The 25,882-nt window shown below is 71.9% G+C and carries 25 protein-coding genes; 10 read left to right on the forward strand and 15 right to left on the reverse strand.

Annotated features, from left to right (window positions below):
• Window positions 1-2: 2 nt before the first annotated feature.
• Window positions 3-1,310, reverse strand: coding sequence for an ABC transporter substrate-binding protein (locus ACZ55A_RS34540; protein ID WP_468848715.1), 1,308 nt, complete (start codon window positions 1,308-1,310; stop codon window positions 3-5).
• A gap of 38 nt (window positions 1,311-1,348) precedes the next feature.
• Window positions 1,349-2,473 carry an ABC transporter ATP-binding protein gene (locus ACZ55A_RS34545; protein WP_468848716.1) on the reverse strand — a complete coding sequence of 375 codons (1,125 nt, stop codon included), beginning with the start codon at window positions 2,471-2,473 and terminating at the stop codon, window positions 1,349-1,351.
• Window positions 2,474-2,816: 343 nt separating this feature from the next.
• On the opposite strand from ACZ55A_RS34545, the gene ACZ55A_RS34550 reads away from it, so the two are divergent.
• Window positions 2,817-3,908: a LacI family DNA-binding transcriptional regulator gene (locus tag ACZ55A_RS34550; protein WP_468848718.1), complete on the forward strand. Its 1,092-nt coding sequence runs from the start codon at window positions 2,817-2,819 to the stop codon at window positions 3,906-3,908.
• Here ACZ55A_RS34550 and ACZ55A_RS34555 read toward each other — a convergent pair.
• The 3 genes from ACZ55A_RS34555 to ACZ55A_RS34565 form a co-directional block, all read right to left on the reverse strand.
• Window positions 3,863-6,358, reverse strand: a complete 2,496-nt coding sequence (locus ACZ55A_RS34555; protein ID WP_468848719.1) for a SpoIIE family protein phosphatase — start codon at window positions 6,356-6,358, stop codon at window positions 3,863-3,865. The genes ACZ55A_RS34550 and ACZ55A_RS34555 overlap by 46 nt on opposite strands.
• A 253-nt stretch (window positions 6,359-6,611) precedes the next feature.
• On the reverse strand, window positions 6,612-8,123 hold the full coding sequence (locus ACZ55A_RS34560) for an APC family permease (RefSeq protein WP_468848721.1): 1,512 nt from the start codon (window positions 8,121-8,123) through the stop codon (window positions 6,612-6,614).
• Window positions 8,124-8,303: 180 nt separating this feature from the next.
• The gene (locus ACZ55A_RS34565) at window positions 8,304-8,930 is read right to left on the reverse strand and encodes a YigZ family protein (protein WP_468848722.1); all 627 of its coding nucleotides are present in this window, start codon (window positions 8,928-8,930) and stop codon (window positions 8,304-8,306) included.
• A gap of 264 nt (window positions 8,931-9,194) precedes the next feature.
• Between ACZ55A_RS34565 and ACZ55A_RS34570 the strand changes: the two genes are divergently transcribed.
• The 4 genes from ACZ55A_RS34570 (at window position 9,195) to ACZ55A_RS34585 (ending at window position 12,023) form a co-directional block, all read left to right on the forward strand.
• Window positions 9,195-9,977, forward strand: coding sequence for a type VII secretion system-associated protein (locus tag ACZ55A_RS34570; RefSeq protein ID WP_468848724.1), 783 nt, complete (start codon window positions 9,195-9,197; stop codon window positions 9,975-9,977).
• A gap of 112 nt (window positions 9,978-10,089) precedes the next feature.
• Entirely contained in the window at window positions 10,090-10,959 is an 870-nt protein-coding gene (locus ACZ55A_RS34575; protein WP_468848725.1) for a DMT family transporter, read from the forward strand.
• A gap of 136 nt (window positions 10,960-11,095) precedes the next feature.
• Window positions 11,096-11,503, forward strand: a complete 408-nt coding sequence (locus ACZ55A_RS34580; RefSeq protein WP_468848727.1) for a CoA-binding protein — start codon at window positions 11,096-11,098, stop codon at window positions 11,501-11,503.
• 25 nt (window positions 11,504-11,528) lie between these two features.
• Complete coding sequence (locus ACZ55A_RS34585) at window positions 11,529-12,023, forward strand: GNAT family N-acetyltransferase (protein WP_468848728.1); 495 nt, start codon at window positions 11,529-11,531, stop codon at window positions 12,021-12,023.
• 84 nt (window positions 12,024-12,107) lie between these two features.
• Here the strand turns inward: ACZ55A_RS34585 and ACZ55A_RS34590 are convergent, their stop codons facing one another.
• Together ACZ55A_RS34590 and ACZ55A_RS34595 are read right to left on the reverse strand one after the other, a co-directional pair.
• Entirely contained in the window at window positions 12,108-12,665 is a 558-nt protein-coding gene (locus ACZ55A_RS34590) for a YbaK/EbsC family protein (protein ID WP_468848729.1), read from the reverse strand.
• Between the two features lie 43 nt (window positions 12,666-12,708).
• Window positions 12,709-13,281, reverse strand: coding sequence for an XRE family transcriptional regulator (locus ACZ55A_RS34595; protein ID WP_468848731.1), 573 nt, complete (start codon window positions 13,279-13,281; stop codon window positions 12,709-12,711).
• Between the two features lie 106 nt (window positions 13,282-13,387).
• Between ACZ55A_RS34595 and ACZ55A_RS34600 the strand changes: the two genes are divergently transcribed.
• Complete coding sequence (locus ACZ55A_RS34600) at window positions 13,388-14,257, forward strand: EamA family transporter (RefSeq protein WP_468848799.1); 870 nt, start codon at window positions 13,388-13,390, stop codon at window positions 14,255-14,257.
• Between the two features lie 34 nt (window positions 14,258-14,291).
• Here the strand turns inward: ACZ55A_RS34600 and ACZ55A_RS34605 are convergent, their stop codons facing one another.
• A complete protein-coding gene (locus tag ACZ55A_RS34605; protein WP_468848733.1) occupies window positions 14,292-15,056 on the reverse strand; it encodes an acyltransferase in 765 nt (254 codons plus the stop codon).
• Window positions 15,057-15,200: 144 nt separating this feature from the next.
• On the opposite strand from ACZ55A_RS34605, the gene ACZ55A_RS34610 reads away from it, so the two are divergent.
• Window positions 15,201-15,740: a gamma carbonic anhydrase family protein gene (locus ACZ55A_RS34610; protein WP_468848734.1), complete on the forward strand. Its 540-nt coding sequence runs from the start codon at window positions 15,201-15,203 to the stop codon at window positions 15,738-15,740.
• A gap of 75 nt (window positions 15,741-15,815) precedes the next feature.
• Here the strand turns inward: ACZ55A_RS34610 and ACZ55A_RS34615 are convergent, their stop codons facing one another.
• Complete coding sequence (locus ACZ55A_RS34615; protein ID WP_468848735.1) at window positions 15,816-16,172, reverse strand: DUF4333 domain-containing protein; 357 nt, start codon at window positions 16,170-16,172, stop codon at window positions 15,816-15,818.
• 136 nt (window positions 16,173-16,308) lie between these two features.
• Window positions 16,309-17,295 (reverse strand): alpha/beta hydrolase, encoded by a 987-nt coding sequence (locus tag ACZ55A_RS34620; RefSeq protein WP_468848736.1) that lies wholly within the window; start codon window positions 17,293-17,295, stop codon window positions 16,309-16,311.
• Between the two features lie 369 nt (window positions 17,296-17,664).
• Here ACZ55A_RS34620 and ACZ55A_RS34625 point away from each other — a divergent pair, with 369 nt between their 5' ends.
• Window positions 17,665-19,701 (forward strand): ATP-binding protein, encoded by a 2,037-nt coding sequence (locus ACZ55A_RS34625; RefSeq protein WP_468848738.1) that lies wholly within the window; start codon window positions 17,665-17,667, stop codon window positions 19,699-19,701.
• Window positions 19,702-19,835: 134 nt separating this feature from the next.
• Window positions 19,836-20,045: a hypothetical protein gene (locus ACZ55A_RS34630; RefSeq protein WP_468848739.1), complete on the forward strand. Its 210-nt coding sequence runs from the start codon at window positions 19,836-19,838 to the stop codon at window positions 20,043-20,045.
• Between the two features lie 112 nt (window positions 20,046-20,157).
• On the opposite strand, the gene ACZ55A_RS34635 is transcribed toward ACZ55A_RS34630, so the two are convergent.
• The 5 genes from ACZ55A_RS34635 to tuf all read right to left on the reverse strand — a co-directional run bounded on the left by ACZ55A_RS34635 (window position 20,158) and on the right by tuf (window position 24,784).
• Window positions 20,158-20,811, reverse strand: coding sequence for a DedA family protein (locus ACZ55A_RS34635; protein ID WP_468848741.1), 654 nt, complete (start codon window positions 20,809-20,811; stop codon window positions 20,158-20,160).
• 279 nt (window positions 20,812-21,090) lie between these two features.
• Window positions 21,091-21,546 (reverse strand): DUF4442 domain-containing protein, encoded by a 456-nt coding sequence (locus ACZ55A_RS34640; RefSeq protein ID WP_468848742.1) that lies wholly within the window; start codon window positions 21,544-21,546, stop codon window positions 21,091-21,093.
• Between the two features lie 119 nt (window positions 21,547-21,665).
• Complete coding sequence (locus ACZ55A_RS34645) at window positions 21,666-22,520, reverse strand: spermidine synthase (protein ID WP_468848743.1); 855 nt, start codon at window positions 22,518-22,520, stop codon at window positions 21,666-21,668.
• A 49-nt stretch (window positions 22,521-22,569) separates the two neighbouring features.
• Window positions 22,570-23,421, reverse strand: coding sequence for a patatin-like phospholipase family protein (locus ACZ55A_RS34650; protein WP_468848745.1), 852 nt, complete (start codon window positions 23,419-23,421; stop codon window positions 22,570-22,572).
• A 190-nt stretch (window positions 23,422-23,611) separates the two neighbouring features.
• Entirely contained in the window at window positions 23,612-24,784 is a 1,173-nt protein-coding gene (gene tuf / locus ACZ55A_RS34655) for an elongation factor Tu (RefSeq protein WP_468848746.1), read from the reverse strand.
• Between the two features lie 313 nt (window positions 24,785-25,097).
• On the opposite strand from tuf, the gene ACZ55A_RS34660 reads away from it, so the two are divergent.
• Complete coding sequence (locus ACZ55A_RS34660) at window positions 25,098-25,799, forward strand: TVP38/TMEM64 family protein (RefSeq protein WP_468848748.1); 702 nt, start codon at window positions 25,098-25,100, stop codon at window positions 25,797-25,799.
• Window positions 25,800-25,882 lie beyond the last annotated feature (83 nt).

Here is a 25,882-nt window from a genome sequence, read left to right on the forward strand (position 1 = left end):
CCTCACTCCCCCGCAGACTGCTGCCGAAGGGTCTGCTGAAGGTCCTTCAGGGCCTGCGCGCTGCTGGTGCTGCCCGTCATGGCCGCGTAGGCCTGCTGCTGGATCGCCGCCGTGACATCGCCGTACTGGAAGACCCGGGGCCGCGGTACGGCGTGCAGGATCGACTGCTTGAGGGTGGGGAGGTACGGGTACTGCTTGACCAGCTTGCGGTCCTTGTACAGCGCGTCGTAGGTCGGTGCGCCCGGGGCGCGGGACAGGGTGAAGCGCTGGATCTCCTGGCTGGCGAGGAACTTCATGAAGTCGATCGCCGTCGCCTTGTTCTCCGCCGAGGCCGACAGGGCCACGTTGTGGCCGCCCAAGCTGGAGGCGCCGGGGCCGTTGAGGCCGGGCAGCGGCGCGGCGCGGAACCGGCCCGCGACCTTGCTGGAGCCGTCGTCCTTGGCCATCAGGGGATAGGCGTAGGGCCAGTTCCGCAGGAAGAGCAGCTTCCCGGTCTGGAAGGCGCGGCGGCCGTCCTCCTCCTGGTAGGTGACGGCGTCCTTCGGGATGGTGCCGTCCTTGAAGGAGTTGACCAGGAAGTCCAGTCCGCGCTTCGCCTGCGGGGTGTCCACCCCCGGCGTGCCCTTGGCGTCAGTGACGACGCCTCCCGCGGAGTTCACGGCCTCGGCGAAGTTGACCGTCAGTCCCTCGTACTTCTGGAACTGCCCGGCGTAACAGGACATCCCCCGCGCCTGGGGCAGCTTCGCCACCTTGGCGCAGTCCGCCTTCATCTCGGCCCAGGTGACCGGCGGCCTGGCGATACCGGCCTTCTTGAGGAGGTCGGTGCGGTAGTAGAGCATCCCGCCGTCCGAGCTCGCCGGCACGGCGTACAGCCCGCCGCGGTACTTGCCGGTCTCGACGATCGGCTTCAGCATCTGCCGCAACGGGAACTGCTCCTCGGGCAGCCGGTCGATCCAGCGGTGCGCGGCGAACTCCGAGGTCCACACGACGTCGAGGAACAGCACCGTATAGGCGTCGGACTTCGTCTGCGCGTTCTGGATCATCTGCTGGCGCTGGGCGTCGGGGTCCGTGGGCAGCTGGACGAAGGTGACCTTCTCCTTGGGGTGCCGCTTGTTCCAGCGGTCGAGCACCTCCTGGACGGAGCCGGAGGCGTCCTTGCCGGCAACGTAGGTGATGGGGCCGCGCCCCTCGAACGTGGGCCGGCCGCCGGCCTCGGTGGCGGCCCCGTTCGCGCCGCAGGCGGCGACGGCCGCGAGCCCCGCGAGCGCCGCTCCCGCGCTCAGCAGCGCTCTGGTGGTCCTGGTCTTCACTGTCTCTCCTGGTGGTGCGGAACCGGAGCGGAGGCCGGTCACTCGGTGGGAAGCCGCTCGCCGGTGGTGGCCGAGAAGAAGTACGCGCCGTCGCTCCGGAGGCGCAGGGTGATCCGTTCGCCCTTACGGGGCGGGGTCCGCGGGTCGACCCGGGCGATGACTTCGGCCCCGGTGACGGTGCCGCTGTCGATGCCCCTGCGGTCGTCCCCCTGGAGGGTTCCGTAGGCGTACGCCTCGGAGCCGAGCTCCTCCACCATCGACACCGCCATACCGAGGCCCGGCTCGCCCGGCGTGACGGTCTCCAGCGCCTCCGGCCGGAAGCCCACCACCACGCGGTCACTGCCCTCGGCCGCGGCCGCGGAGAGCACGCTGCGGGGCAACGGCAGTCGGGTGCCGCCGAGTTGGATGCCGTCGTCGGCTATCCGGGCCTCCTTGAGGTTCATGGTCGGCGAGCCGATGAAGGAGGCCACGAACACATTGGCCGGCTCGTCGTAGAGGGTGCGCGGGGCGGCGCACTGCTGGAGCAGACCGTCCTTGAGCACGGCGACGCGGTCGCCCATGGTCATCGCCTCGACCTGGTCGTGCGTGACGTAGACGGTGGTCACGCCCAGCCGGCGCTGGAGGGCGGCGATCTGGGTGCGGGTCTGGGTGCGCAGCTTGGCGTCCAGGTTGGACAGCGGCTCGTCCATCAGGAACACCTGTGGTTCCCGCACGATGGCGCGGCCCATGGCGACCCGCTGCCGCTGCCCGCCGGAGAGCGCCTTCGGCCTGCGCTGGAGGTACGGCTCCAGGTCGAGGATCCTGGCCGCTTCCTGCACCCGGCGGCGGATCTCGTCCTTCGGTGTGCCGGCGACCTTCAGGGCGAACCCCATGTTGTCGGCGACGCTCATATGCGGGTAGAGCGCGTAGTTCTGGAACACCATGGCGATGTCCCGGTCCTTGGGCGGCAGATGGGTCACGTCCCGGTCGCCGATGCGGATCACGCCGTCGTCCACGTCCTCCAGGCCGGCCAGCATGCGCAGGCTGGTGGACTTGCCGCACCCGGAGGGGCCGACGAGGACCAGGAACTCGCCATCGGCGATGTCCAGGTGGAGTGCGTCGACCGCGGGCCGGTCTGCACCCGGATAGCACCGGGTGACCTTCTCGAAACTCACTGTGGTCATGCGGGAGCTCATCCCTTCCCGGCAGCGGCCGCCGGATGGCATGGACAGGGGCGTGAAAGCGTTGCTGACTGCGCTGCCTTCGTCATCGAGTGTGTGAATCCGCAGGTCAATGCGCTGGAGGATCGCTCCGAGCGGCTGGTGGCGACCCCAGCGAGACAGCGCTTTCAAGCTAAGAGTGCCCTCAGCGGAAGTCAATGCGTTACGTCGCGGTAATGCGCAGGTCATTCGGCTGTACCGTGCAGCTTCCAGGCGGAAAAGCGCTGGATTTTCCCGGGCGACCGGATTCATGACAGCGCTGTCATCAACGCCGCCTCGCATGTGCTCATCGTGCTACCGTCCGTGCATGTCACCAGCTCAACGGCATCCCACGATGGCCGATGTCGCCGAACGCGCCGGGGTCTCGGCCTCCACCGTCTCGCGCACCCTGCGCGGCTACGCATCCGTCTCGTCCGAGGTCCGGGCCCGCGTCGAGCGCGCGGCCCGCGAGCTGAACTTCGCCATCTCCCGGCAGGCGGCCAGCCTGGTCACCGGCAAGACCGGCGTGGTGGCCGTGCTCGTACCGATACTCAAGTCGTGGTTCGTCGGCTCGGCGCTGGAGGCGCTGGGACCGGTGCTGCGCGCGGCCGGCCTGGAGCTGGTGGTCTACGTCGTGCCCGACATGGCCGAGCGCACCGCCTTCTTCGAGCGCCTGCCCGCGCGGCGGAACGCCGATGCGCTGCTGGTGTTCTCCTTCGACCTCACCGAGGAGGAGAGCGCCCGCCTGGACGATCTCCAGATGCCGGTCATATACGTCAGCCAGCACTCCGAGGGCCGGCCGAGCGTCTACGTCGACGATGTGGGCGCGGCGTGCGCCGGCACCCGGCATCTGCTGAACCTCGGACACCGGCGGATCGCCTTTCTGCGGGCGATCGGGGTCAGCGGGTTCACCTTCAGCTCCAACGAGCGGCTGACCGGTTACCGGCAGGCGCTCACCGAGGCGGGCATCCCACTGGACGAGGAGCTGGTGGTCGGCGCCGTACTGGGCCAGGACCGCACCGTCGTGGAGGCGGTCGGCCAGTTGCTCAGCCTGCGACATCCGCCCACCGCGCTCTTCGTCGAGCAGGACGAGATCGCCGTCGCGGTCCTGTGGACGCTGCGCAAGAGCGGTATCGATGTCCCCGGGCGACTGTCCGTACTCGGCTTCGACGACCACGACATCGCCCGATGGGCCGGGCTGTCCACGATCGCGCAGTCACCGACGGACATGGGCCGTATCGCGGGTGAACTGGCGCGTACGCTCATCGATACCCCGGACACCGACCGGGAACGGCACATCGTCCTGCCCACCCATCTGATCCCTCGGTCCAGCACCGCCCCGCTCGCACCCCCGTCCGCGCCGTCCGACGGCGGTCAGGAGGCGTCCGCGGCCGGGCCCGCCGCCGCTTCGGAGTCCTGACCGGCGAGGGCCTGCTCGGTCCAGATGACCTTGCCCTGGGTGGTGTAACGGGCCCCCCAGCGCTCGGTGAACTGCGAGATGAGGAAGAGCCCCCGGCCGCCCTCGTCGGTCACCCGGGGATGGCGCAGGTACGGCGAGGTGCTGCTCCCGTCGGACACCTCGCAGACCAGCGTCTGCCCCAGGATCAGCCGTAGCTGGATCGGCCCGGTGGCATGCCGGATGGCGTTGGTGACCAGCTCGCTGACCACGAGTTCGGTGGTGAAGGCGAGGTCGGCCAGGCCCCAGCGCTCCAGCTGTCCGGCGGCGGCGGCCCGGGCCTCGGCGACGACCGCCGGATCGGCCGGCAGATCCCGGGCCGCGTACCGGTCCTCGTCCAGCGCGAAGGTCTCGGCCAGCAGGAGCGCCACATCGTCCTGGGGCCGGGTGGACACCAGCTCGTCGATGACGTGCGAGCACAGCGCATCGAGCCTCAGATCCGGTGTCGCCAGGGCCTGCTGGAGCCGCTCCTTGGCGGAGGGCCCCTCGGGGCCGGCCGGGACGCCGGAGAGCAGACCGTCGGTGTACAGGGCGAGCACGCTGCCCTCGGTGACCGGCAGTTCGACGGATTCGAAGGGCAGGCCGCCGATGCCGAGACGCGGTCCCACCGGCAGATCGGCGAAGGTGACGGTGCAGTCGGGGGTGACCACAGCGGGGGCCGGGTGCCCCGCGCTGGCCATGGTGCAGGTCCGGCCGACCGGGTCGTAGACCACGTACAGACAGCTGGTGCCCAGCGCTCCGGCGCCCGGCCGACGCGCCTCCTCCTCCCGCCCCACCCGGCCGACCAGGTCGTCGAGGTGGGCCAGCAGCTCCTCGGGACGCAGATCGAGGACGGCGAGGGTCTGTACGGCGGTCCGCAGCCGCCCCATGGTGGCGATGGCGTCGATCCCATGGCCCGTCACATCGCCCACCACCAGGGCCACTCGGGCACCGGACAGCGCAATCACATCGAACCAGTCGCCGCCGACGTCGCCCAGCTCGTTGGCCGGGCGATAGGCGGAGGCCACCCGGACGGCCTGCTGCTCGGGAGAGCCCTGCGGCAGCAGGCTCCGCTGGAGGGCGAGGGCCGCCTCACGCTCCCTTGTGTAGCGGCGGGCATTGTCCATACACACCGCCGCCCGGCCGACGAATTCCTCGGCCAGGCGCAGATCGTCCTCCGTGAAGGGCTCGTCGCCCTGACTGCGGAAGAACGTGGCCACGCCCATGGTGGTGCCGCGGGCCCGCACCGGGACGACCATCGCGGCGTGCAGCCCGAGGTCGTTGAAGTGTGCGGGGCGCCCGCCGGGGCTGTCGGCCCAGTGTGCGTCGAGCGGATCGAGCCGCCCGGAGCGCCAGGAGCCGCCGCCGGCCAGACAGCGGATCGGCGGCGACCAGGCCTGGTAGCCGGTCAGCGCACCGACCTCGATCACGGACTCGGGCACCCCGTCGCGCACCGACTGCTGCCCGGCGCGCCGCAGCGGGACGGTGTCCGCGTCGCTGAGGGGCCCGGGCAGCGGTTCCTCGCCCCTGATCACCGAGTCCAGCAGATCCACGGCGACGAAGTCGGCCAGCTCCGGCACCGCCACATCCGCGAGGTCCTGTGCGGTCTGGAGCACGTCCAGGCTGCGGCCGATGTACTCACCGGCCCGGTCCAGCAGGTCCATCTGCCGGCGCGAGCGGTAGTGCTCGGTGACGTCGATGACCGTGTAGCAGACCCCCATGGGCCGGCCGTCCGGGTCGTCGAGACGGATGAAGGACATGGTCTGGGCACGCTCGTGGTGCGGGTCGGAGGCCACGCGGCCGGTGTGCTCGTAGCCGGTCACCGGTTCGCCGCTGTGCAGCACCCGGCGCATCTGGGTCTCCAGCGCCTCGGCGTCGAGCCCCGGCTGGATCTCGCCCAGACGTCGTCCGATGCGCTCGGCGGTGGTCCCTCCCCCGTACTGCTCCAGCGCCGGATTGGACCAGATGCACCGCAGGTCGGTGTCCACGATGGCCATGCCCACGGGAGACGCCGACACGATCCGCTCCAGCACCTGCCGGCTCATCGCCCAGCCGTGCGCGGCCGGTGCCTCGGCCCCCAGGACCAGCCAGTGCTCCCGTCCTGCGCCGTCCGTCATCGGCACCACCTGCACCTGGAGGTCCGCCGCTGCGCTGTCGCCGCGCCGCGCCGAGAGCCGTCCGCTCCAGTGGCCCTGCCGGTGGCACTCCTCGGCGAGCACGGGCAGCCGCGCCGCGTCGTCGGGAGCCAGCAGTGAGGCAACGGGACGTCCGACGACGTCGGACGCGGCGTGCCCGAGCAGGCGTTCAGCGGCCGGGGGCCAGCTCTCGACCCGGCCATGGGTATCGAGCAGCAGCACGGCGGCGTCCGCGACGTCGAACGATGTCTGCCGTCCGGTACGGCCGTCCGCCGGGACCCTAGCCCTGTCCGCTGCCATGTCCGCGCTTCCGTCCCCTTCGACTGTCTACGTACCGTATCCCGGCATTCCTCCCTTTCTGCCATTATTCGACCGCTTCGACCACAACGGGCCCATGAGTGCGGGAGCACCGCACTGCCGCCCCCGTCCTCAAGCGCGGCATTCCGATGCTCGGCGGTCCGATGCTCAGGGGTCCGATGCTCAGCGGTCGGACACTCAGCGGTCCGTGCCCGGCGGCCCGTACGTACGCAGCGGCGCACCGGTTGAGGAACCGTCAGCCGGCCGCCCCCACCGCCCCCTCAGCCCCGCCCGCTCCCCCCGCTCTCCCCACTCCCCCGGCCGCCTCCTCGGTATCCGGATCCGCCCCGTGCAGATACCCCTCGTCGATCCGCTTCGGCCCGAACGGCCACTCCTTCTCGTAACGGGCCCACAGCAGGAAGGCCACCGCACCCGCGGCGACCCACGCCAGCGACCATTCGATGGGATGCCTGCCGGGCGCGTTCACGTCCGCACAGCCGTAGATCACCAGCCAGCCGGCCAGCGCCACGATGCTCGGCAGCGGATAGAGCCACATCCGGTACGGACGGCGCAGCCCCGGCTGACGACGGCGCAGCACGGTGACCGCGGCGATCTGGGCCAGCGACTGCACGAGCACCATGACGGTGGTCAGCAGCTGGATGAGGGTGGCCAGGTCGGTGTGCCGCCCGATGAGGAAGCCCGCGGCCATCACCGCCCCCATGGTGAGCAGGCCCAGGACGGGGAAGCGGTGGCGCGGGTGGAGCTTGGCGTACGGGCGGAAGAAGACCCGGTCACGGGCGGCGTCGTAGGGGACCCGTGAGCCGCCGAGGAGTCCGGTGAAGACGGAGGCGACGGCTGTGATGAGGATGAGCACCGTGACGGTGTCGGCGGCGCCCTTGCCCCAGGCCTTCTCCAGTACGGCGGAGGCGACCGACGAGGACGCCGTGGAGTGCGGGTCGAGCATGTCCTGCCAGTGGACGATGCCCAGGGTGCCGATCTGTAGCAGCAGATAGATCGCCATGATGCCGAGGATCGCGGAGATGACGGCGCGCGGAATGGTGCGTCCTGGCTGTCTGATCTCGGCGCCCATGTACGCCACGGTGTTGTAGCCGAGGTAGTCGTAGATGCCGATCGTCAGGCCGGCGGCGAAGCCGGTCCAGAAGTGGCTTGCCGTCAGCTCGAAGGCGTGCGCGGGGTAGCTGAAGGCGCGCTCGGGGCTGAAGTGGGTGAAGGCGGCGACGATGACCAGGGCAACCGAGGCGATCATCACCGTCCACAGGACGACGGTGAGCCGGGCGATGTTCTCCACCCGGCGCCACAGCAGCACGAGGACGCCCACCGTGACGACGATGCCGACCAGATCACCCTGCCCCTGGCTCATCTCCGGCCACAGATACCCCAGGTACTGGACGAACCCGATCACGCCGGTGGACATCCCGAGGGGGATGAACAGCATCGCCGTCCAGACGAACAGAAACGGCATCAGCTTCCCGGTGCGGTACTGGAACGCCTGCCGCAGATAGACATAGCTGCCGCCCGCCCCGGGCAGCGAAGCACCCAGCTCGGCCCAGATCAGCCCGTCCGCGAGCGCCAGCACCGCGCCGGCGAGAAACCCGATAACGGCCTGCGGCCCGCCGAACGCGGCGACCATCAGCGGGATGGTCACGAACGGGCCGATGCCGCACATCTGGCTCATGTTGAGGGCGGTGGCCTGGAACAGGCCGATCCTGCGGACGAATCCCACGCGCTCATCGAGGAGTTCAGGCATCGGTCAGCCCCTTCTCGTGCCGGCGCACCCACCGGTTCCGCGGCCGTAATCGCCGCGCCACAGGCTGACACGCGCGCCGCGCGAACGCACCGGCCCGGGCCGACTTTCCCCACCGGTCCCGCCCGGCGATCCCCGTCGGCAGCCCCTGTCAGCTCCCCCTCAGGGCCCCCTCAGCTCCCCTCAGATCTCGCCGTACGCCTCCCCGCCCAGCTCCAGCCGTGCCGTACCGGCCGTCGCGTCCGCGAGCCAGGCACGGAAGGTGTCCAGTTCGGCCTCCGGCAGCCCGACCTCGATCCGCACCTCCGCCCCGTACGTCACCTCGCGCACCGTCCGCCCCGTCGTCCGCAGGTCGTTCTCCACCCGGCCCGCGCGCTGGTGGTCGACGGTGACCGTGACCAGCCGGAAGCGCTGCCGGACAACCGTCCCGAGCGCATCCAGCGCCTCACCGACGACACCGCCGTACGCCCTGATGAGCCCACCCGCACCGAGCTTGATGCCGCCGAAGTACCGGGAGACGACGGCGACGACATACCGCACTTCGCGCCGCACCAGCATCTGGAGCATCGGAACGCCCGCGGTGCCGCCCGGCTCACCGTCGTCGCTCGCCTTCTGGACGCCGCCGTCGGCCCCGAGCACATACGCCCAGCAGTGGTGCCGGGCGGCCGGGTGCTCCTTGCGGATGCGCGCGATGAAGTCCTGGGCCTCGGTCTCGGTGGCGACCGGCGCGAGCGCGCAGATGAAGCGGGACTTGTTGATCTCGATCTCGTGGACACCCTCGCGCGCGAGCGTGCGGTACTGCTCCTGCATCGCACCAGCCTATGCGGCCCCTCTGACAGCCGGGGGCCCGGTCCTGGTGGCCCGCGCCGCGCTGGGCTGTCCGCCGTAAGGGCGCGGGTATCCGCCGTACGGGCGCAGTCGGCACGGCCAGGCGGCGTACGCACACCGTCCGCACGGTGCGTCGGGGAGACGTCCGCGCCGCCCGTAGGCACTGTGAGGCCAGTGCGAGAGCCTCGTGTTTCCGGGGCCCCGCTCGTACACGGAGGATCGAACGTCGGGTTGGCGGAGGGCTGCATGGAAGAGAGCACACAGTCGGCGATGACGGCGGGCGTTCCCGTGACGGGCGAGGAGATGCCCGAGCCTCCACCAGAGGTCGTCGAGGCGGCACGCAATGCGCCCGATCACTGGCTGGCCATGGTGGATCTGACCTGGCAGGGCGAGGGCCCACCACCGCTCTGGGCACTGATCGGACAGTGGCGCTCGGACTCCTCCGGGGACATCGTGGAGTGGCGGGACAACCCGGAGTACCGGCCGTCCCCGCAGATGCTGGACTGGTCGGAGCCGACCGACCCGGTGGACCGTGCGTTGCAGCTCGCGGCAACCGGGTACGGCCCCGGGCAGGACGTCTCCGAGGCGCTGGCGGGCGCTGAGGTATCCGTCCTGGTCACGGCGACCGGTACCCCGCTGGCCGCCGCCTCGCCCGAAGGCACCCCGGTGATCCCCGTCTACACCTCGGAGACCTACCTCGAATCCGTGGGCCGGCTGCTCTACGACCGGCGCCCGGTGGCCGACCTCGTCGAGCAGCTGCCGCCGGGGCACGCCCTGTACCTCAACCCGACCGGCCCGGTGAGCATGCTGGTGGACACCGAGGAACTGCGCGCGGCGCTGGCCGGAACCTCCGACGCCTCGGACGGGGCCCGGGAGGCGACCGGGCCGCTGCGCCCGGGCACCGGCGCCGGCGGGGCCGAGCCGGTGGGCAGCGGCGGCCGCGCCATCGGCAAGCCGGCCCGCGCCGCCGGCAACGCCGTCGTCGGAGCCGGCCTCGCCACCAGTGGCATCTCCCGCACCGCCCCCTGACCCACCAGCACCCGAACCCGCCCCGCCCGTCTTCCCCTTCGGGCGGGGCGTTTGCTGTGGGGGGGGAGGGGCGGGGCCGTACACCCCTCATGTGATTCGGAGGAACCGCCCGTTGACGCCCGCGGTCTCCGCGCTGTTCGCCCTCCTTGCGGCCATTGGCAACGCCACCGGCACCGTGTTGCAGCGGATCGCGGCGCAACGCGTACCTCTCGATGAGGCCTTCAGCGTTCGGCTGTTGCCCCATCTCCTGCGCAGCTCCGCATGGCTCGGCGGGGTCGCGATCATCGTGGGGGCCGCGGCCTGCCAGGCTCTCGCCCTGCGCCTGGGCTCGCTCTCCCTGGTGCAGCCCATTCTCGTCACCGAGCTGCCCTTCACCCTTCTGATCGCCTGCCTGATCGCCCGGCGCGGACTGCCCGCGGTCGGCTGGCGAGCGGCATTCATGATCGCCGCCGGCCTCGGCCTGGGACTGGCCGCCGCGTCACCGACCGAGGGGGACGGCGCCGTCACCGCCGGCCTGTGGGTTCTGGCGCTGCTCGCGTCCGGAGGCAGCATGCTGGCCTGCGCACTGGCCGCCCTGCCACGCCCCCGCGGGCGGGCCCGCGCGGCGCTCTTCGGCTCGGCGTCCGCGATCGGCTACGCGCTCACCGCAACGTTGATGAAGTCCTCCGCCGACACCTTCGGGCAGCACGGAGCCGGTGCCTTCTGGGCCAGTTGGCAAACCTACGGCTTCGTGGCAGCCGGCGGCTGTTCGTTGCTGCTGCTGGCCAACGCGATGGGGTCCGGACCGCTGATCGCGTCCCAGCCCGCTCTGACGCTCGGCGAGGCACTGGCCAGCCTGGCGCTGGGGATTCTGGTCTACGGGGACCGCGTGCGCGGCGGATGGTGGCTCATCCCCGAGGCCCTTGGCGCGGTACTCGTCACCTGGGGAGTCGTTCTCCTCCCCAAGATCGCGTCCGAGGACCATGAATCGGCCCTTACCTAGGGGTGTCTTCCGTGTGCTCCCGAGAGCAGAAGCACACGGAATGGTGTCCTTGTCGGCCCCCACTCGCCCCGGCGGGAATCAGGACGGCCGGCCACCCGTTGTCCAGAAGCGGGACCACGGACCACAGGAGGCACCCATGTACGACGACCAGGCGGCCATCCGCAGGATCCTCACCGAGCTCGGAGACACCTGGGCGGTCGTGGGGTTGTCCTCGAACCGGCAGCGGGCCGCGTACGGTGTCGCGGAGGTGCTACAGCGTTACGGCAAGCGGATCGTCCCCGTGCATCCGAAAGCCGAGGCGGTGCACGGGGAAGTGGGGTATCCCTCCCTCGATGCCGTCCCCTTCAAGATCGATGTCGTCGACGTCTTCGTGCGCAGCGACCTCGCCGGAGACATCGCCGACCAAGCCGTCACCGCCGGGGCGAAGGCCGTGTGGTTCCAGCTCGGTGTCCGGGACGACGCCGCCTTTCACCGCACCCGCGCGGCCGGTCTTGCCATGGTCATGGACCGTTGCCCGGCTATTGAGATACCCCGTTTGGGCTGAGTCCCCGGTGCGCTAGCGTCCGTGCATGATCACGATACGGGCCGCCGTTCCCGAGGATGCCGCCGAGCTCATACGGCTGCGCCGACTCATGTTCCTCGCGATGAACGGGCAGGACACGCCCGGGAGTTGGGAGCGGGACGCGGAGGCGATGGCGCGCCGGCTGCTGGCCGGGCCGGACGCGCGGCTGGGTGCCTTCGTGGTGGCGGGTGACGAGCCCGGCGGCCCGCATCTGGCGGCGTGCGCGGTCGGGACCGTCGAGGAGCGGCTGCCGGCGCCCGGGCACCCGGCCGGGCGGTTCGGATTCGTCTTCAATGTCTGTACGGATCCCCGCTATCGGGGCCGTGGGTACGCGCGCGCCACGACCGAGGCACTGCTCGGTTGGTTCGCGGAGCGGGGCGTGAGCAGGGTCGATCTGCATGCCACCGAGGGCGCCGAGGCGCTGTACCGGAGCCTGGGCTTCACCGAGCACTCGATCCCGCTGTCGCTGGATCTGCGGCCGTCCGGCGAACGCGCACCGTGATCGATCCACCGGATCCGGTGCCGCGCGCCGGCGAAGGGCCGGACGAGCCGGACCGCCGGATGAGCCGAGCAGCCTGGTACGCCGCTACGCGACGCCGAGGCCGTCCAGGACCGTGGCGCCCGGGAGTTCGGCCAGCGCCTTGCCGGGCACGATGAGCTTGCCGCGTCGGCCGCCGCTGCCGATCAGCGCGTACGGGACGTCGGCGACGGCGGCGTCCACCAGGAGCGGCCATTCGGCGGGCAGACCGATCGGGGTGATGCCGCCGTACTCCATTCCGCTGTCGCTGACCGCCGTGTCCATCGGCGCGAACGACGCCTTGCGGGCGCCCAGTTGACGACGTACGACGCCATTGACGTCGACGCGGGTGTGCGAGAGCACGACACAGGCGGCCAGCGTGGTCTCGCCACCGCGCTTGCCGGCCACCACCACGCAGTTCGCGGACTGCTCCAGCAGCCAGGGGCCGTAGTGCTCGACGAGCAGGGCGGTGTCCGCGATGGACGGATCCGTGTCGACGTAGCGCAGCTCCTGGACCGGTACGGATCCGCTCCAGCCGCGGATCGCGGCGGCTACCGGCACGGTCAGCAGGTCCAGGCACTCGACGGCGGGCCGGACATCGTCGAAAGCATCCATCGGCACGGGCATACCCGCCAAGCTAACAGTCGCGCCCGCGCCTCGGCGGGCGGTCTCAGTGGGCGGGCGGGATGATCACGGACATGGTCATCTCGACCGGCTCGCTGCCGTCGTTGCGGTAGCCGTGCGCGACCTTGGCCTCGAAGGTCGCCGAGGCGCCGGCCGGTACCTCGTGCTCCACCTCGTCCACGACGAGCGTCAGGGTGCCGGCCCGGACATGGATCAGCTCGACGCTGCCGGGCGGATGCGGATCGGAGGCGCTGCTGTCGCCGGGCATCAGCCGCCAGTCCCACAGTTCGTACGGCCCAGGCGCCTCCGCACCTACGAGGAGCGTGGTGAAGCTGCCGGCCTCGGTGGACCACAGCCGGACGGCCTCGCTGGGCGGCACGATGCGTACCTGTGGGCCCTGCTCGTAGTCGAGGAGCGTGGTGATGCTGACGCCGAGGGCGTCGGCGATCTTGACGGTGGTCCCCACGCTCGGATTCGTACGGGCCTGCTCGATCTGGATGATCATGCCGCGGCTCACCCCGGCACGGGCCGCCAGCGCGTCGAGGGTGAAGCCGCGTTCGGCGCGCCAGTGCTTGAGATTGCGGGCGAGCGACTGCGTGAGCTGGTCGAGATCCGTCACGGTCCGTCCAAGTCGAAGGCCAATATATTTGATGGAGCAGTTCAGTTTGATGCACTACGGTGTGGTGTACTTCAGCGTCCGGTTCACTGTACTGCGAGGTTTCACCATGACAGCGGTCTTCGCCCTGGCCACCAGCCTGCTGTGGGGGGTCGCCGATTTCGGCGGCGGACTGCTCACCCGACGGCTCCAGGCGCTGACCGTGGTGGTCATCTCGCAGACGCTGGCCGCTGTCGCACTCGGCGCCGTCGTGGTGGCCACCGGCGGCTGGCGGGAGGCCGGACCGCAGATGTGGTTCGCGGTCGGGGCCGGTGTCGTCGGGCCCGCCGCGATGCTCTGCTTCTACCGCGCCCTGGCGCTCGGCCCGATGGGCGTGGTCTCCCCGCTCGCCTCGGTCGGCACCGTACTGGTACCGCTCGGCGTCGGGATCGTGGCGGGCGAGCGGCCGGGGCTGCTCCAGGCCCTCGGCATGGTGGTGGCCGTGGTCGGCGTCCTGCTGGCCGGCGGCCCCCGGGTCAGCGGCGCCTCGATCGCCCGTCAGACGCTCGTACTGACGCTGATCTCGGCGCTCGGCTTCGGTGCGGTGATGGCCCTGATCGCGGAGGCGTCCACGACCGTCACCGGGCTGTTCCTCGCCCTGTTCGTCCAGCGGGTGTGCAATGTCGCCGTCGGCGGCGCGGCGCTCTACGCATCTGTGCGGCGCGGCACCCCGGCGCTGCCCGAGGGCGGGCTCGCGGCCATCCGGGGCTCGCTGCCCATGCTGGCCTTCGTCGGTATCGCCGATGTCGCCGCCAACGGCACGTACTCCATCGCCGCCCAGCACGGCCCGGTCACCATGGCCGCGGTGCTCGCCTCCCTCTACCCGGTCGTCACCGCGCTCGCCGCGCTCGGTGTCCTCAAGGAGCGGATGCGGGCGATACAGACGGCGGGCGCCTCGCTCGCCGTGGTCGGCTCGGTCCTGCTCGCCTCCGGCGGCTGACGGAAGCGGCAACCGCTGAGACGCTGACGGCGGTTCAGGAGGCTCCCTGCGCCTCCCCGGCCCCGGCCTCCTGCCACTCCTCCAGCGCGACCAGCTGCTGCGGTGTGACGCCCTCGGGGATCGGCACCGGCGCGGGCGTCCGCAGCGGCGGCTGCCAGCCCTGCTGCGGGTCCCAGCGGCGTACGACCTTGGCGGGCGCGCCGGCGACCACCGCATGGTCGGGGACCTCGCCGCGGACCACCGCGCCCGCCGCCACCACCACATTCCGCCCCAGTCGCGCCCCGGGCAGAATCACCGCCCCGGTGCCGATCCAGCTGCCGGAGCCGATGGCGACCGGGTCGGTGCGCGGCCACTGCTTGCCGACCGGTACCTCGGGGTCGTCGTAACTGTGGTTGGTGGTGGTGACGTAGACACCGGGGCCGAAGAAGCAGTCATCGCCGATCGTCAGCCGGACATCCGCGATCACATGGCTGCCGCGGCCGAGCACCACACCGTTCCCCAGCGTGAGGATCGGCTCAGCCCCCAGATCGAGGTCAGGCATCATGCCGGCCGTCAGCGTGACGTCCTGCGCGATGATGCAGTGGTCGCCGATCTCGATCCACGGGTCGCCGAAGACCGTGCCCTGCGGGAACGCGAGCCGGGTGCCGGGGCCGATCCGGCGGAAGCGGTACGGGCCCGGACACTCGGCCGTCACGGCCGCGGCGTCCCTCATCCAGCGCGCACCGCGGTGGACGGCGCGCGAGACGGCCCGGCGCCGCCACGCCGTCACGGATGAGAACACGTTCTTGTTTATCGGCACCCGCACACCGTAATCGGCCCGCCGGGCGACCGGCCGCGCGCCGGGCTGTGATCTTCGCCCCACCGCCCGCCGCCCCCGTCCGGCGCTGCGCCCGTCGTCTACGGTGCTGTTGGCGCGACGCAGCGGCGGCAAGGAGATCCGGACATGGCACAGCGGGCTTTGATTTCCCAGGTGGGCGGCGAGGAGCCGAGGATCGCCCAGGAGGCGTTCACCGCCCCTACGTCCGTGGTGCTCGGCAACGTCACGCTGGCCGCGGGCGCCAGCGTCTGGTACCACGCGGTGCTGCGGGCCGACTGCGGCCCGATCGTGCTCGGCGCCGACAGCAATGTGCAGGACAACTGCACGGTCCATGTCGATCCCGGCTTCCCGGTGACCGTCGGCGCACGGGTCTCCGTCGGTCACAACGCGGTGCTGCACGGCTGCACCGTCGAGGACGATGTGCTGATCGGCATGGGCGCCACGGTCCTGAACGGTGCGCACATCGGCGCGGGCTCGCTGGTCGCCGCGCAGGCACTGGTCCCGCAGGGCATGCGGGTGCCGCCCGGCTCCCTGGTCGCCGGGGTGCCGGCGAAGGTCAAGCGTGAACTGACCGACGAAGAGCGCGAACTCATCAAGGTCAATGCCACGATGTACCGGGAACTGGCCGCGCAACACCGGGAGGCGGTCACGGACACCGAGGGCTGAGCCGGCCCCGGACGATCCGGCGCCGGGCCCGGTCAGCGGCGCGGCAGCGGGCCGCAGGGCTCCGGTCCGCAGCCCTCAGCGGTGTGGCACGTCATGCACATATGTGATCCGGCCGTCGCCTACCCGGACGACCCGTACGGTCATCCCGCGGTCGGTCCCCCGCAGATAGTGGGCCGTGCAACGGGTCCATGCGCCCCTGACCGCGCGCAGGTCCTTTGCGCAGTCGACCGAGCGCGGTCCGCGGGGGATCACCGGCAGCGACAGATGGCCCGAGATCGAGCGGGCGACCTCATCGCGCGGGACGGCGTCGGTCCTGCCGTTCACCTCGCTGGTCGCGTCCCGCTCCCCCAGCCACCGGCTGCCCGCCGTGAGCCCCACGGCCACCAGAACCGGGACGGCCAGCACCAGGCCGGCCGCTCGCAGATACCGCAACGCTCTCCCTCCAGCGGGCACGGGCACACCTCGCTACCGGCCGCGCCCACCGGCCGGATCACCGACAATTCTTACGGACCGTCCGGCGACGGCAACAGGAGGGGTCCTGCCGTGCGGCCGGCCAGGCGACGGGGCATCAGGGCACCGGGCCCTGCATCTGCTCGCTGATCCAGTGCAGGGATTCGGCCATGCGCTGCATGTAGGTCTGAGCGCTGTGCACCCCGTCCGGTATTTCGAAGAGCGTGGAGTGGACCGGCCCGCCCGTGTAGTCCCTGATGAAGCGCTTCACATCGGGCACCGCGGCCTCCAGGCTGCCGAGTTCGAAGGCCAGATACACCTCCGGGCCCCGCCGCGCGGCCAGCTGACGCGCCAGATGCCGGGGGTCGTTGGCGCGCATTTCGGCCGGATACCCCTGCCACATCGGCGAATCCGGCGCCGTGTCAGGGCCGTTGACGATGGCCGCCTTGAACTTCGCCGGCTGCTTGAGCACGGCCTTCAGCGCGGCGAAGCCCCCGGACGAGGACCCCATGAAGGCCCAGCCGTCACGGCTGTCGTACGTACGGAAGTTGGCCCGCGCGAAGTCCGGCACGTCCTCCGTGAGCCAGGTGCCCATCTTCGGCTGCCCCGGGATGTCGCTGCCGTCGTAGTACTTCTTGCCGGGGTTGAGCACCGGCATCACGACGATGAACGGCAGTGTCTTGCCCTGCTGCGACCACTCCGCGATCCGCTCCTCCAGCGCGATCGGCGCCCCCGCCCAGTAGTTGACCGGATAGCCGTAGGCGCCGGGCAGTGCGATCAGCACCGGGAAGGCGCTCCTGGCGTACTTCGGCTGGTGGTACTGCGGCGGCACCCAGGCCCAGATGTCGCCGGTGAAGCCGGACTTGCGGCCGTGCCACCTGGTCGTCACGACCTGCGTGCCGTCGTCGCCGGTCGTACGGAACGGGGTGAAGGAGGAGCGCGGACCGCGCGGCGGCACCATCCGCGGTTTGCCGTTGACCGCGTCCGCGGCGTGCGCCCGCAGCCGGGGCACGCTCGAGGCGTCGACGATGTCCCTGCCACCGCATCCGGCCAGCAGCCCCAGAGCCACCACACTCACCGCAGCGCCGACGCGCAGGCACTTCATCGGAACGTTCTCCTTGGATCCTTGGGCCGGCCGCGGGCTTCGCGAGCAGTCGCGCTGCCACCGCACCACCGGTCGAAAGACACCACTTTAAGATCGGTCCGCACCCTCCCGACGCCGACCCCGGCCCTTCTGACCTGGTGATCCGTCCCCTGGCCATCGGGAAGACGACCGGTCACGTCAAGCGCACCGTCCGTGATTCCCTCGTTCGATGCGGCCTCCGCCTGTTTACCGGACGGTCGGTTCTGGCATCGTTGGTTCCCAGTTCGGAAGGGCGCGGCGCTGTGCCGTGGTTGGGGATGACGGATGACCGCGTGGGCCGATTGCGGGCCACTGCCCGGCGTTGTGGGACGGGCCGTTGAGCACGAGCAGATGTCCGGGCTGCTCAGCAGCGTTCCGCTGGTGACGCTCACCGGTGGCCCCGGAGTGGGCAAGAGCGTCCTGGCCCGGGCCGTCCTGGACGAGCACACCGCCCGGCACGGCGGCAGGGTTCTGCGGGTCGCCTGCTGGGACGGGCTGACCGAGGGCGGCCTGCTGGCCGCGCTGCTCCGTGCGGCGGGGCTGTCGGACGCCGTCCGCCGCGACTCCCCGCGGACGCTCGCCCGTCGTACGGCACGCCCCTGTGTCAGCAAGCAGGCGCCCGGCCGTGCGTACCGAGTGGACGCGCCGAGGGCCGCCGCCCCGCTGGGCGGTGCCCCGGTCCCGGCCCCTGCCCCAACGGGCGCTCCCCTGCTGGGCGGAGCGGCCGTCGCCGCGCTCACCGCGTACTGCCGGCAGCACCGGGCCACCGTGCTGCTGGACGACTGCGATCCGGTGCTCGACGAGTGCGCGCGGCTGGTTCGGCGGCTGCTGCGGGCCGCGCCGGGGCTGCGGATCGTGACGACCGCGCGACGCGCACTGGGGCTGGCGGAGGAACGGGTCGTGGAGATCGCCCCGCTCCCGGTGACGCTGGGCGAGGGGATCGCCGGCCCCGCCGTCGAGCTGCTGGCCACCCGGACCGGGCCGGCCGCGCCGGAGCTGCTGGTCGCGGTGTGCCAGGCGCTGGAGGGCTCTCCGCTGGCGATCGCGCTGGCCGCACACCAGCTGGACCGGATGTCGCTACCGCAGCTGGCCGCCCAGGTGGGCGCGGACGGTGCGCTGTTCTACTCGGGGCCGGCGGCGAGCGTACGGCACACCTCGCTCTACGCCGCGCACGCCGCCGGCTACGCCCTCTGCTCCCCCACCGACCGACGGGTCTGGGCAAGGCTCTCGGTGCTCCCCGGTGATTTCGACCCCTGGCTCGCCGGATGCGTCTGTGCCAGCAGTGACGTTCCTGCGGGCGCGGTCGACGGGGCGTTGGAACGGCTTCGCCGGGCCTCCGTCGTCGAGTGCGTACGCGATGCGGGCAGCGTCCACGAGGACACCGGGGCCGCGCTGCCGCCCCGCTACCGACTCCCGCGCGCCGCCCGCGACTTCGGGCGGACGCAGCTGCGCGGGGCCGGCGAGGAGGCCGCGGCGCTGCGCCGGTTCCGGCAGGCCTGCGCGGCGCTCGCGGCCGAGGCGCAGATCACCTGGCAGGGCCCGAACCAGCAGGTCGCGGTGCGGCTGGTGGAGGACGAACAGCACAACTTCGATGCCGCGCTGACCCGTCCGCCCCAGGACGCGGAGGATGCGCTCAGCGCCCTGGAGATCGCGGTCTCGCTGTGGTTCCACTGGGCGGCGTGCGGCTTCCGCCACGAGGGGCGGGCCCATCTGGACCGGCTGCTGCTGCTCTCCCAGGAAGACACCGCGCTACGGGCCCGGGCACTGTGGCTGGCCGGCTATCTGGCGGCGCAGGAACATGCGCTCGGCGCGGCGGAAGGGCTGCTCGGGCAGGCGTGGACCGCGGCCGTGATGCATGCGGACTCCGACGGGCTGGCCCGTATCGCGCATGCGCACGGCGTGCTGGCGCTGTACCGCTCGGACACCGCCGAGGCGGTGGCGTGCCTGGAGGAGGCCGCCCGGCACCGGTCCAGGGACCCATGGTTCGGCCCGGGGCCCGCGCACAGCTGGGCGCTGCTCGCCATCGCGCTCGCGCCGCGCGACGCGGAGCGGGCGCGGGCGGCGGCCCGCCGGGCCTGGGAGGCCCGGCACTCCGACGGCGATTTCTGGCTCTACTCGACGATCCTGTACGCGGACGCCCTGACCGAACGCGCCCACGGCGAGCCGGCGGCGGCGCTACGGGCCTGCCGCAAGGCCCTGGTGGCCAAGAAGCTCGTCGGTGACCCGCTGTTCATCGCCGGGGTCCGCAATATGCTCGCGGGTCTGCGGCGTACGGTGCGCCGCCATGCGCCGAAGCCGGACCGCGACGACGCCTCCCCTTGGTGGGAGCCCGACGATCCCGGCGTACGGGCAGAGCCGTTCCTGTCACGGCTGCGGGCGGGTTCCTGAAGTGCCGGAACGGTTCGGGGACGCTCCGGGGTCCGGCCCGTGCGGCGCTCATCGCCGTGCGCGAGCGGCACGCTGAGTGACACATCGACCGCGCTCGGGATGCGGCGGCGTAGGGCCGGTCGCATGGTGGAGGGATGAAGCGTGCGCCCGTGATCGTGCATCCGCCGTCCACCGGTGGCCGCCGTGTGACGCTCTACGGCCAGGATCTGGGCCGGGCGCGGCGCCCCGGTGAGGTGGCCGCGATCCTGCGCCGGGCCGGCTTCCACACCACGACGTTCGTCTGGGACGACACCGCCGTCTTCGAGTGGCGCGACGGCGGCCCCGACATCTGGCGGACGCCCTGAGCCGCGACGAACAACGCACGCGGGAAGAGACACGCACTACGCAAAGACGGGGCAGTACCGCTGCCGGCCCCTAGGGCCTGTCCGATGGGTCAGACCCCTCGCCGGCGTACGGTCACTCGGCCGTCGCGCCGACCGGGACCTCCTCGGCCGCCTCGCGCGCCGCGGCCGCCTTCTTCGCACGCTGCTTCATGAGCAGGAACGAGCCGATGCCGAACAGAACGGCCGCGACCAGACCCCACATCGAGAAGCGCTTGAGCCACGGCTCGGCGACGATGCCCACGGTGTAGATCAGCGCGGTGGTGCCGCCCGCCCAGACGATGCCGCCGAGGACGTTGGCGATCAGGAACTTCCAGTACGGCATCTTCAGCACGCCGGCGAGCGGACCGGCGAAGATCCGCAGCAGCGCGATGAAACGGCCGAAGAAGACGGCCCACATGCCCCACTTGTCGAACTTCGCCTCGGCCATCGCGACGTGATCGGGGCCGAAGTGCTTGGGGAATTTCCGCCCGGCCCACTGGAGCAGCGGCTGGCCGCCCTTGCGTCCGATCAGATAGCCGATGGAGTCACCGACGATCGCGCCGACCGACGCGCACGTGCCCAGCACATAGGGGTTGATGTGGTCCTGGGTCGCGGCCAGGATCGCGGCACTGACCAGGACGATCTCACCGGGCAGCGGGATGCCGAGGCTCTCCAGCCCGATGACCACCCCCACCAGGAGGTAGACGCTCACGGCCGGTACCGTCTCGAGCCACTCCTGGATGTGCAACGCCGATTCCTCCGCTGGTGTAGGGCCCCCGTGGGCCGTTGCCCGGTGTGCAACACCGGGGCCGGTCGTTCCCCTTCACGCGACGCAGCGCGCCCGGGAAGCGTACTCGATCGCGCCGTCCGAGAGCCGAATCCGCGTGCGGTGCACGACATCCGGCGCCTCGGCGGCCCGTCCCACGGCTCACGGCCCTACGGCCGACGGCTCACGGCTCCGCGGCCGGCCGGCTCACTCACCGGCGGCCGCCCCCACCTGCGACCCGTCTCACTCCCCCACATCCGCTCACTTATTGGGGCGCAGCGTCCACACGATGCTCATCTCGCCGGTGACGGCGCCGTCCTCGCGCGTGAGGGCGACATTGACGGGGAACTCCGGCCGCCCGCCCGCGTCGAGCTCCGCGACCACCTCGGCCACCGGCCGGCCCAGCTCCGCGGTGGCGGTGACCGGCCCCATGGCGAGCTTCTTGTAACCGATCTCGGAGCGCACGGCCAGCGGCACCGCGCGGCCGAGCTGGTCACCGAAGGCCGCCATCACGATGGCACCGCTCGCGGACTCGGCGAGGGTGAACATCGCGCCGGCATGCGGCCCGCCGACGTGGTTGTGGAAGTCGGGCTGGTCGGGCATGCGGACCACGGCACGCTCGGCGGTGGTCTCGGTGAACTCGAGGTTCAGGGTGCGGACCATCGGCACGGAGGCCGCCATCATTGCGCCGATCGACGGCAGGGTCTCAGAGGACATGAGATCATGTTACCTAGCGGTAGCTTAGCTGTGAAGAGGCGCCCGCACCCCAACCTTGTGCGCCCCTGCCGTCTCGCCTCCCGGACGCGAGCCCGGATGCCCGCGGCCCCGGCCCCCGGTCAGCCCACGCTGAAAGCCCCCTCCGGCGGCACCGGGGACGCCACCGCCTCGGCATCCCGTACGGGCACCGCGTCCGCGATCAGCCGCCGCAGGGCCGGCCCGTGCTCGACCCGGGCGGGGAAGGCATCGGCAGCCGTCCGCCGGGCCAGCGCGGCGACCGGGAGTTCGACGCGCGAGGCGAGCAGCACGGCGTTGCCGAAGCGGCGGCCGCGCAGCACCGAGGGCTCGGCGATCAGCGCGAGATGCTCGAAGACCGTGGCGAAATTGGCGAGTTGGCCGCGCAGAAAGCCGAAGGGGGCGCTGTCCGCGAGGTTCGCCGCGTAGCAGCCGTCCGCGCGCAGCACCCGGGCGGCGGCCCGGGCGTATTCGACCGAGGTGAGCTGGGCGGGCACCCGGGAGCCGCCGAAGACATCGGCCACGATCACATCGGCGCTGTCCGCCGGCGCCGCCTCCAGAGCCGTACGGGCATCCTGCGCATGCACGGTGACGCCGCAGTCGCCGGGCAGCGGCAGCTCTTCCGCCACCAGGGCGAGCAGTCCGCGGTCGGCCTCGACGACGTCCTGCCGGGAGTGCGGGCGGGTGGCGGCCAGATAACGCGGCAGGGTCAGCGCCCCGCCACCCAGGTGCAGCACGTCGAGCGGCCGTCCCGGGGCGGCCACCTCGTCCAGTACATGGGCGAGACGACGGACATACTCGAACTCCAGATGTGTGGGCGCATCGAGGTCGACGTACGACTGGGGTGCGCCGTCGACCGTGAGCAGCCAGGCGCGGGGGCGGTCGACGTCCGGCAGCAGCTTGGCGGTGCCGCAGTCCACGGTCCGGGTGACGGGTATCGGCTCTGGTGCTTCGTCCACCGTCCCATTGTGCCGGGGCGGCGAAGGCGCCCCGTTCGTGGCGGACGGCTCAGTCGGACTCCGACCAGAGCTTGCGGATCTCGGCGGCGTGGATGGCTGCCTGGCGGCGGCCCGCGCGGGCGGCGGCCGGGCGTTTGGCGGGGTCCAGGACGTTGCGGCCGAACGCCGCCCGCGCCGCGCGGTCAGGGGTGATCACGCAGACCCGGGCGCCCTGTCGCGCCAGCCACTCGCCCTGGGCGCGCGGACCGGCGATCGGGCCGCCGCTGACCGCCATCGGCGCGATGACCACCACCCGGGCGTATCCGGCGGCGAGGTCGGCATTGGCGCTGGAGTGCACCCCGCCGTCGATCCACCGGGTGCCGTCGATGGTGACCGGCGGATAGATGCCGGGGACCGCGCAGCTCGCGCCCACCGCGTCGAGCAGTGGCACGCCGCTGGTGTCGTCGAAGGCGGTCCGCTCCCCGGTCGCCGCACCCACCGCCGTGATCATCAGCCGGCGGGCGGGCCACTCGGTCAGGCCGCCGAGGGACCGGGCGATCGCCGCGCGCTGCTCCGCCTCCGGGGCGGTACGGGCCGCCAGCGCCAGCTTCCCCATCCGCGCGCCGAACGAGACCGCGTCCCGGGAGCGCAGCGCGATGCCCGCGAACCGGGCGAACGCGGCCGGCCCCATCCGGGCGGCCGGCCCGCCGGTGGGAGCGGCGAGCTGGTGCGCGTACAGCTCCTCCAGGGAGTGCTGTTGGGAGGTGAGGTGGGCGCCGACGATCGATCCGGCGGAGGTGCCGATGACGACATCGGCCTCGGTGAGGCCGATCCCCGCGTCCGTCAGGCCGGCGAGCACACCGACCTCCCAGCCGATTCCGGTGAGCCCGCCGCCGCCCAGGACCAGTGCCGTACCCGCCATGAGCCGTCCTTCCCGTGTCCCGCACCGTCCGGTCGCCCGAGCGGGGTGCGACCGGACGCGTGCGCCAGGCCACGTGCCGTGGTCCTGTTCCGTCCGGGCGAGCAGTGTCGCACTCCGTGCGCCCCTCGGACAGCACGACCGCGCCCCACACCGGGCAGGGTGCGGGGCGCGGCCGGGTGTCATGCGGTGCTCACTCCTCGACGGTGCGCACGGTGCCGGCGCCGACGGTCCGGCCACCCTCGCGGATGGCGAAGCCGAGGCCGGGCTCCAGCGGGACCTCCCGGCCCAGTTCGACCGATACCGTCACCGTCTCACCGGGGCGGGCGACGCTCCGGTCGCCGAGGTCGAGGTCGCCGACCACGTCCGCGGTGCGGATGTAGAACTGCGGGCGGTAGCCGGTGGAGACCGGTGTACGGCGGCCGCCCTCCTCGGTGGAGAGCACATACACCTCGGCGGTGAAGCGGCGCCGCGGTGTGACACTGCCGGGCGCGGCGACGATGTGCCCGCGGCGAACCTGGTCACGGTGGAGTCCGCGCAGCAGCAGCGCGACGTTGTCGCCGGCCTCGGCCGACTCCATCGGTTTGCCGAAGGTCTCCAGCCCGGTGACCGTCGTCTCGGTCTCCGCGCCGAGGACCGCGACCCGGTCGCCGACCCGTACCGTGCCGCGTTCGACGGCCCCGGTGACGACCGTGCCACGGCCGGTGATGGTCAGGACGTTCTCCACCGGCAGCAGGAACGGCGCGTCGACATACCGCTCGGGCATCGGGACATAGGTGTCCACGGCGTCCAGCAGCGCGTCGATCGCCCCGGTCCAGCGCGGGTCGCCCTCCAGGGCGCGCAGTCCCGAGACGCGTACGACGGGCACGTGATCGCCGTCGTAGCCGTGCGCGCTCAGCAGCTCGCGCACCTCCAGCTCCACGAGGTCGGTGAGCTCCGGGTCGCCGGCGTCGGCCTTGTTGAGGGCGACGACGATGTGCCGTACGCCGACTTGCTTGGCGAGCAGCACATGCTCGGAGGTCTGCGGCATGATCCCGTCGAGCGCGGACACCACGAGGATCGCGCCGTCGAGCTGAGCCGCGCCGGTGACCATGTTCTTGATGAAGTCGGCGTGGCCGGGCATGTCGACGTGGGCGTAGTGCCGAGTGCCGGTCTCGTACTCGACGTGCGAGATGTTGATGGTGATGCCGCGGGCGGCCTCCTCCGGGGCCCGGTCGATCCGGTCGAACGGCACGAAGGTGCCGCTGCCGCGGTCGCTGAGGACCTTGGTGATGGCGGCGGTGAGGGTGGTCTTGCCGTGGTCGACATGGCCCATGGTGCCGATGTTCAGGTGCGGCTTGGTGCGCACGTATGCCGTCTTGGGCATGGTGTTCTTCCTCGCAACGATGCGGTGAGAACGGCGACTTGGCGCCGTGGGGACCCCTGGGCCCGGCCGACCCTCCCCCTGCGGGGTCCGCCGGACGATCCGGAGAGGGTCAGCTTCGTGCGCCGTCAGTTGCTGCGGCGAGGGCCGCGAGGAGGTCGGCGGCAGCCTTCGGCTCGTCCGCGACCGCGGACGTGAGCGAGAGGAAGGCGTACCGGAACATGCGTCACATGGTGCCGGGCGGGCGGCGTACCGTCGAACGATTTATCAGGCCGTGCTGACGGCCGGACGGCGCGCGGCCGGTTACGCTCCCCGGATGCCCGCCTCTGCCGCTACGCCCGCCGGCCTCGCCGTGCGCTGTACGCGTGTGCTGTTCTCCCCGTGGGCCCGGCTGGCTCTGCTGCTCACCCTGTTGGTCTGCGCCGGGACCGCGATGCTGCTGTGGCATCCGGAGCGTCTGCTGGCCGGCGGCTGGCCCGCCCAGCTGTCCGGGCCGGCCGCGCTGGCGGTCTTTGCGCTGGCGTACGGCGTGTGCACCACGGCGTTCGTCCCGCGCCCGGTGCTCAACCTGGGTGCGGGGGCGCTCTTCGGCAGTGCGGCCGGGCTGGCCGCGGCGCTCGCCGGTACGGTACTGGGCGCCGCGTTCGCCTTCGGGCTGGGCCGGCTGCTCGGCCAGGAGGCGTTGCGTCCGTTGCTGCGCGCCCGTTGGCTGACGGCCGCCGACCGGCAGCTCAGTGCGCACGGGTTCCGGTCGATGCTGGCGATCCGGCTCTTCCCGGGGCTGCCGTTCTGTGCGACGAATTACTGCGCCGCGGTGTCCCGTATGGGCTGGCTCCCCTATCTGCTGGCGACGGCGCTCGGCAGCATTCCCAACACGGCCGCGTACGCCGTCGCGGGCGCCCGGGCCGGCACGCCTGCCTCGCCGGCGTTCATGCTCTCGATGGCCTTCATCGTCCTGAGTGCGGTGGGTGCGCTGATCGTCGCCTGGCGTAAACGCGGGACCCTGCGCGGACGCTGACCGCACGTCGGGCGGGGCCGGCAGGAGGCGGCGGCGCTGCCGTGCGGTCGAGGGCCTTTATGGGGCGGGCACGGTGCGTCCAG

It is taken from the genome of Streptomyces sp. NPDC034111, assembly GCF_055575375.1.

Bases quoted from the DNA above. Each gene is read 5' to 3' on its own strand.
- ACZ55A_RS34600 (WP_468848799.1), top strand. From the start codon at position 13,388: ATGACAGCGGTCTTCGCCCTGGCCACCAGCCTGCTGTGGGGGGTCGCC.
- ACZ55A_RS34590 (WP_468848729.1), bottom strand. From the start codon at position 12,665: ATGCCCGTGCCGATGGATGCTTTCGACGATGTCCGGCCCGCCGTCGAG.
- ACZ55A_RS34550 (WP_468848718.1), top strand. From the start codon at position 2,817: ATGTCACCAGCTCAACGGCATCCCACGATGGCCGATGTCGCCGAACGC.
- ACZ55A_RS34545 (WP_468848716.1), bottom strand. From the start codon at position 2,473: ATGACCACAGTGAGTTTCGAGAAGGTCACCCGGTGCTATCCGGGTGCA.
- ACZ55A_RS34570 (WP_468848724.1), top strand. From the start codon at position 9,195: ATGGAAGAGAGCACACAGTCGGCGATGACGGCGGGCGTTCCCGTGACG.
- ACZ55A_RS34660 (WP_468848748.1), top strand. From the start codon at position 25,098: ATGCCCGCCTCTGCCGCTACGCCCGCCGGCCTCGCCGTGCGCTGTACG.
- ACZ55A_RS34555 (WP_468848719.1), bottom strand. From the start codon at position 6,358: ATGGCAGCGGACAGGGCTAGGGTCCCGGCGGACGGCCGTACCGGACGG.
- ACZ55A_RS34580 (WP_468848727.1), top strand. From the start codon at position 11,096: ATGTACGACGACCAGGCGGCCATCCGCAGGATCCTCACCGAGCTCGGA.
- ACZ55A_RS34630 (WP_468848739.1), top strand. From the start codon at position 19,836: ATGAAGCGTGCGCCCGTGATCGTGCATCCGCCGTCCACCGGTGGCCGC.
- ACZ55A_RS34610 (WP_468848734.1), top strand. From the start codon at position 15,201: ATGGCACAGCGGGCTTTGATTTCCCAGGTGGGCGGCGAGGAGCCGAGG.
- ACZ55A_RS34565 (WP_468848722.1), bottom strand. From the start codon at position 8,930: ATGCAGGAGCAGTACCGCACGCTCGCGCGCGAGGGTGTCCACGAGATC.
- ACZ55A_RS34585 (WP_468848728.1), top strand. From the start codon at position 11,529: ATGATCACGATACGGGCCGCCGTTCCCGAGGATGCCGCCGAGCTCATA.
- ACZ55A_RS34640 (WP_468848742.1), bottom strand. From the start codon at position 21,546: ATGTCCTCTGAGACCCTGCCGTCGATCGGCGCAATGATGGCGGCCTCC.
- ACZ55A_RS34650 (WP_468848745.1), bottom strand. From the start codon at position 23,421: ATGGCGGGTACGGCACTGGTCCTGGGCGGCGGCGGGCTCACCGGAATC.
- ACZ55A_RS34620 (WP_468848736.1), bottom strand. From the start codon at position 17,295: ATGAAGTGCCTGCGCGTCGGCGCTGCGGTGAGTGTGGTGGCTCTGGGG.
- tuf (WP_468848746.1), bottom strand. From the start codon at position 24,784: ATGCCCAAGACGGCATACGTGCGCACCAAGCCGCACCTGAACATCGGC.
- ACZ55A_RS34625 (WP_468848738.1), top strand. From the start codon at position 17,665: ATGTCCGGGCTGCTCAGCAGCGTTCCGCTGGTGACGCTCACCGGTGGC.
- ACZ55A_RS34560 (WP_468848721.1), bottom strand. From the start codon at position 8,123: ATGCCTGAACTCCTCGATGAGCGCGTGGGATTCGTCCGCAGGATCGGC.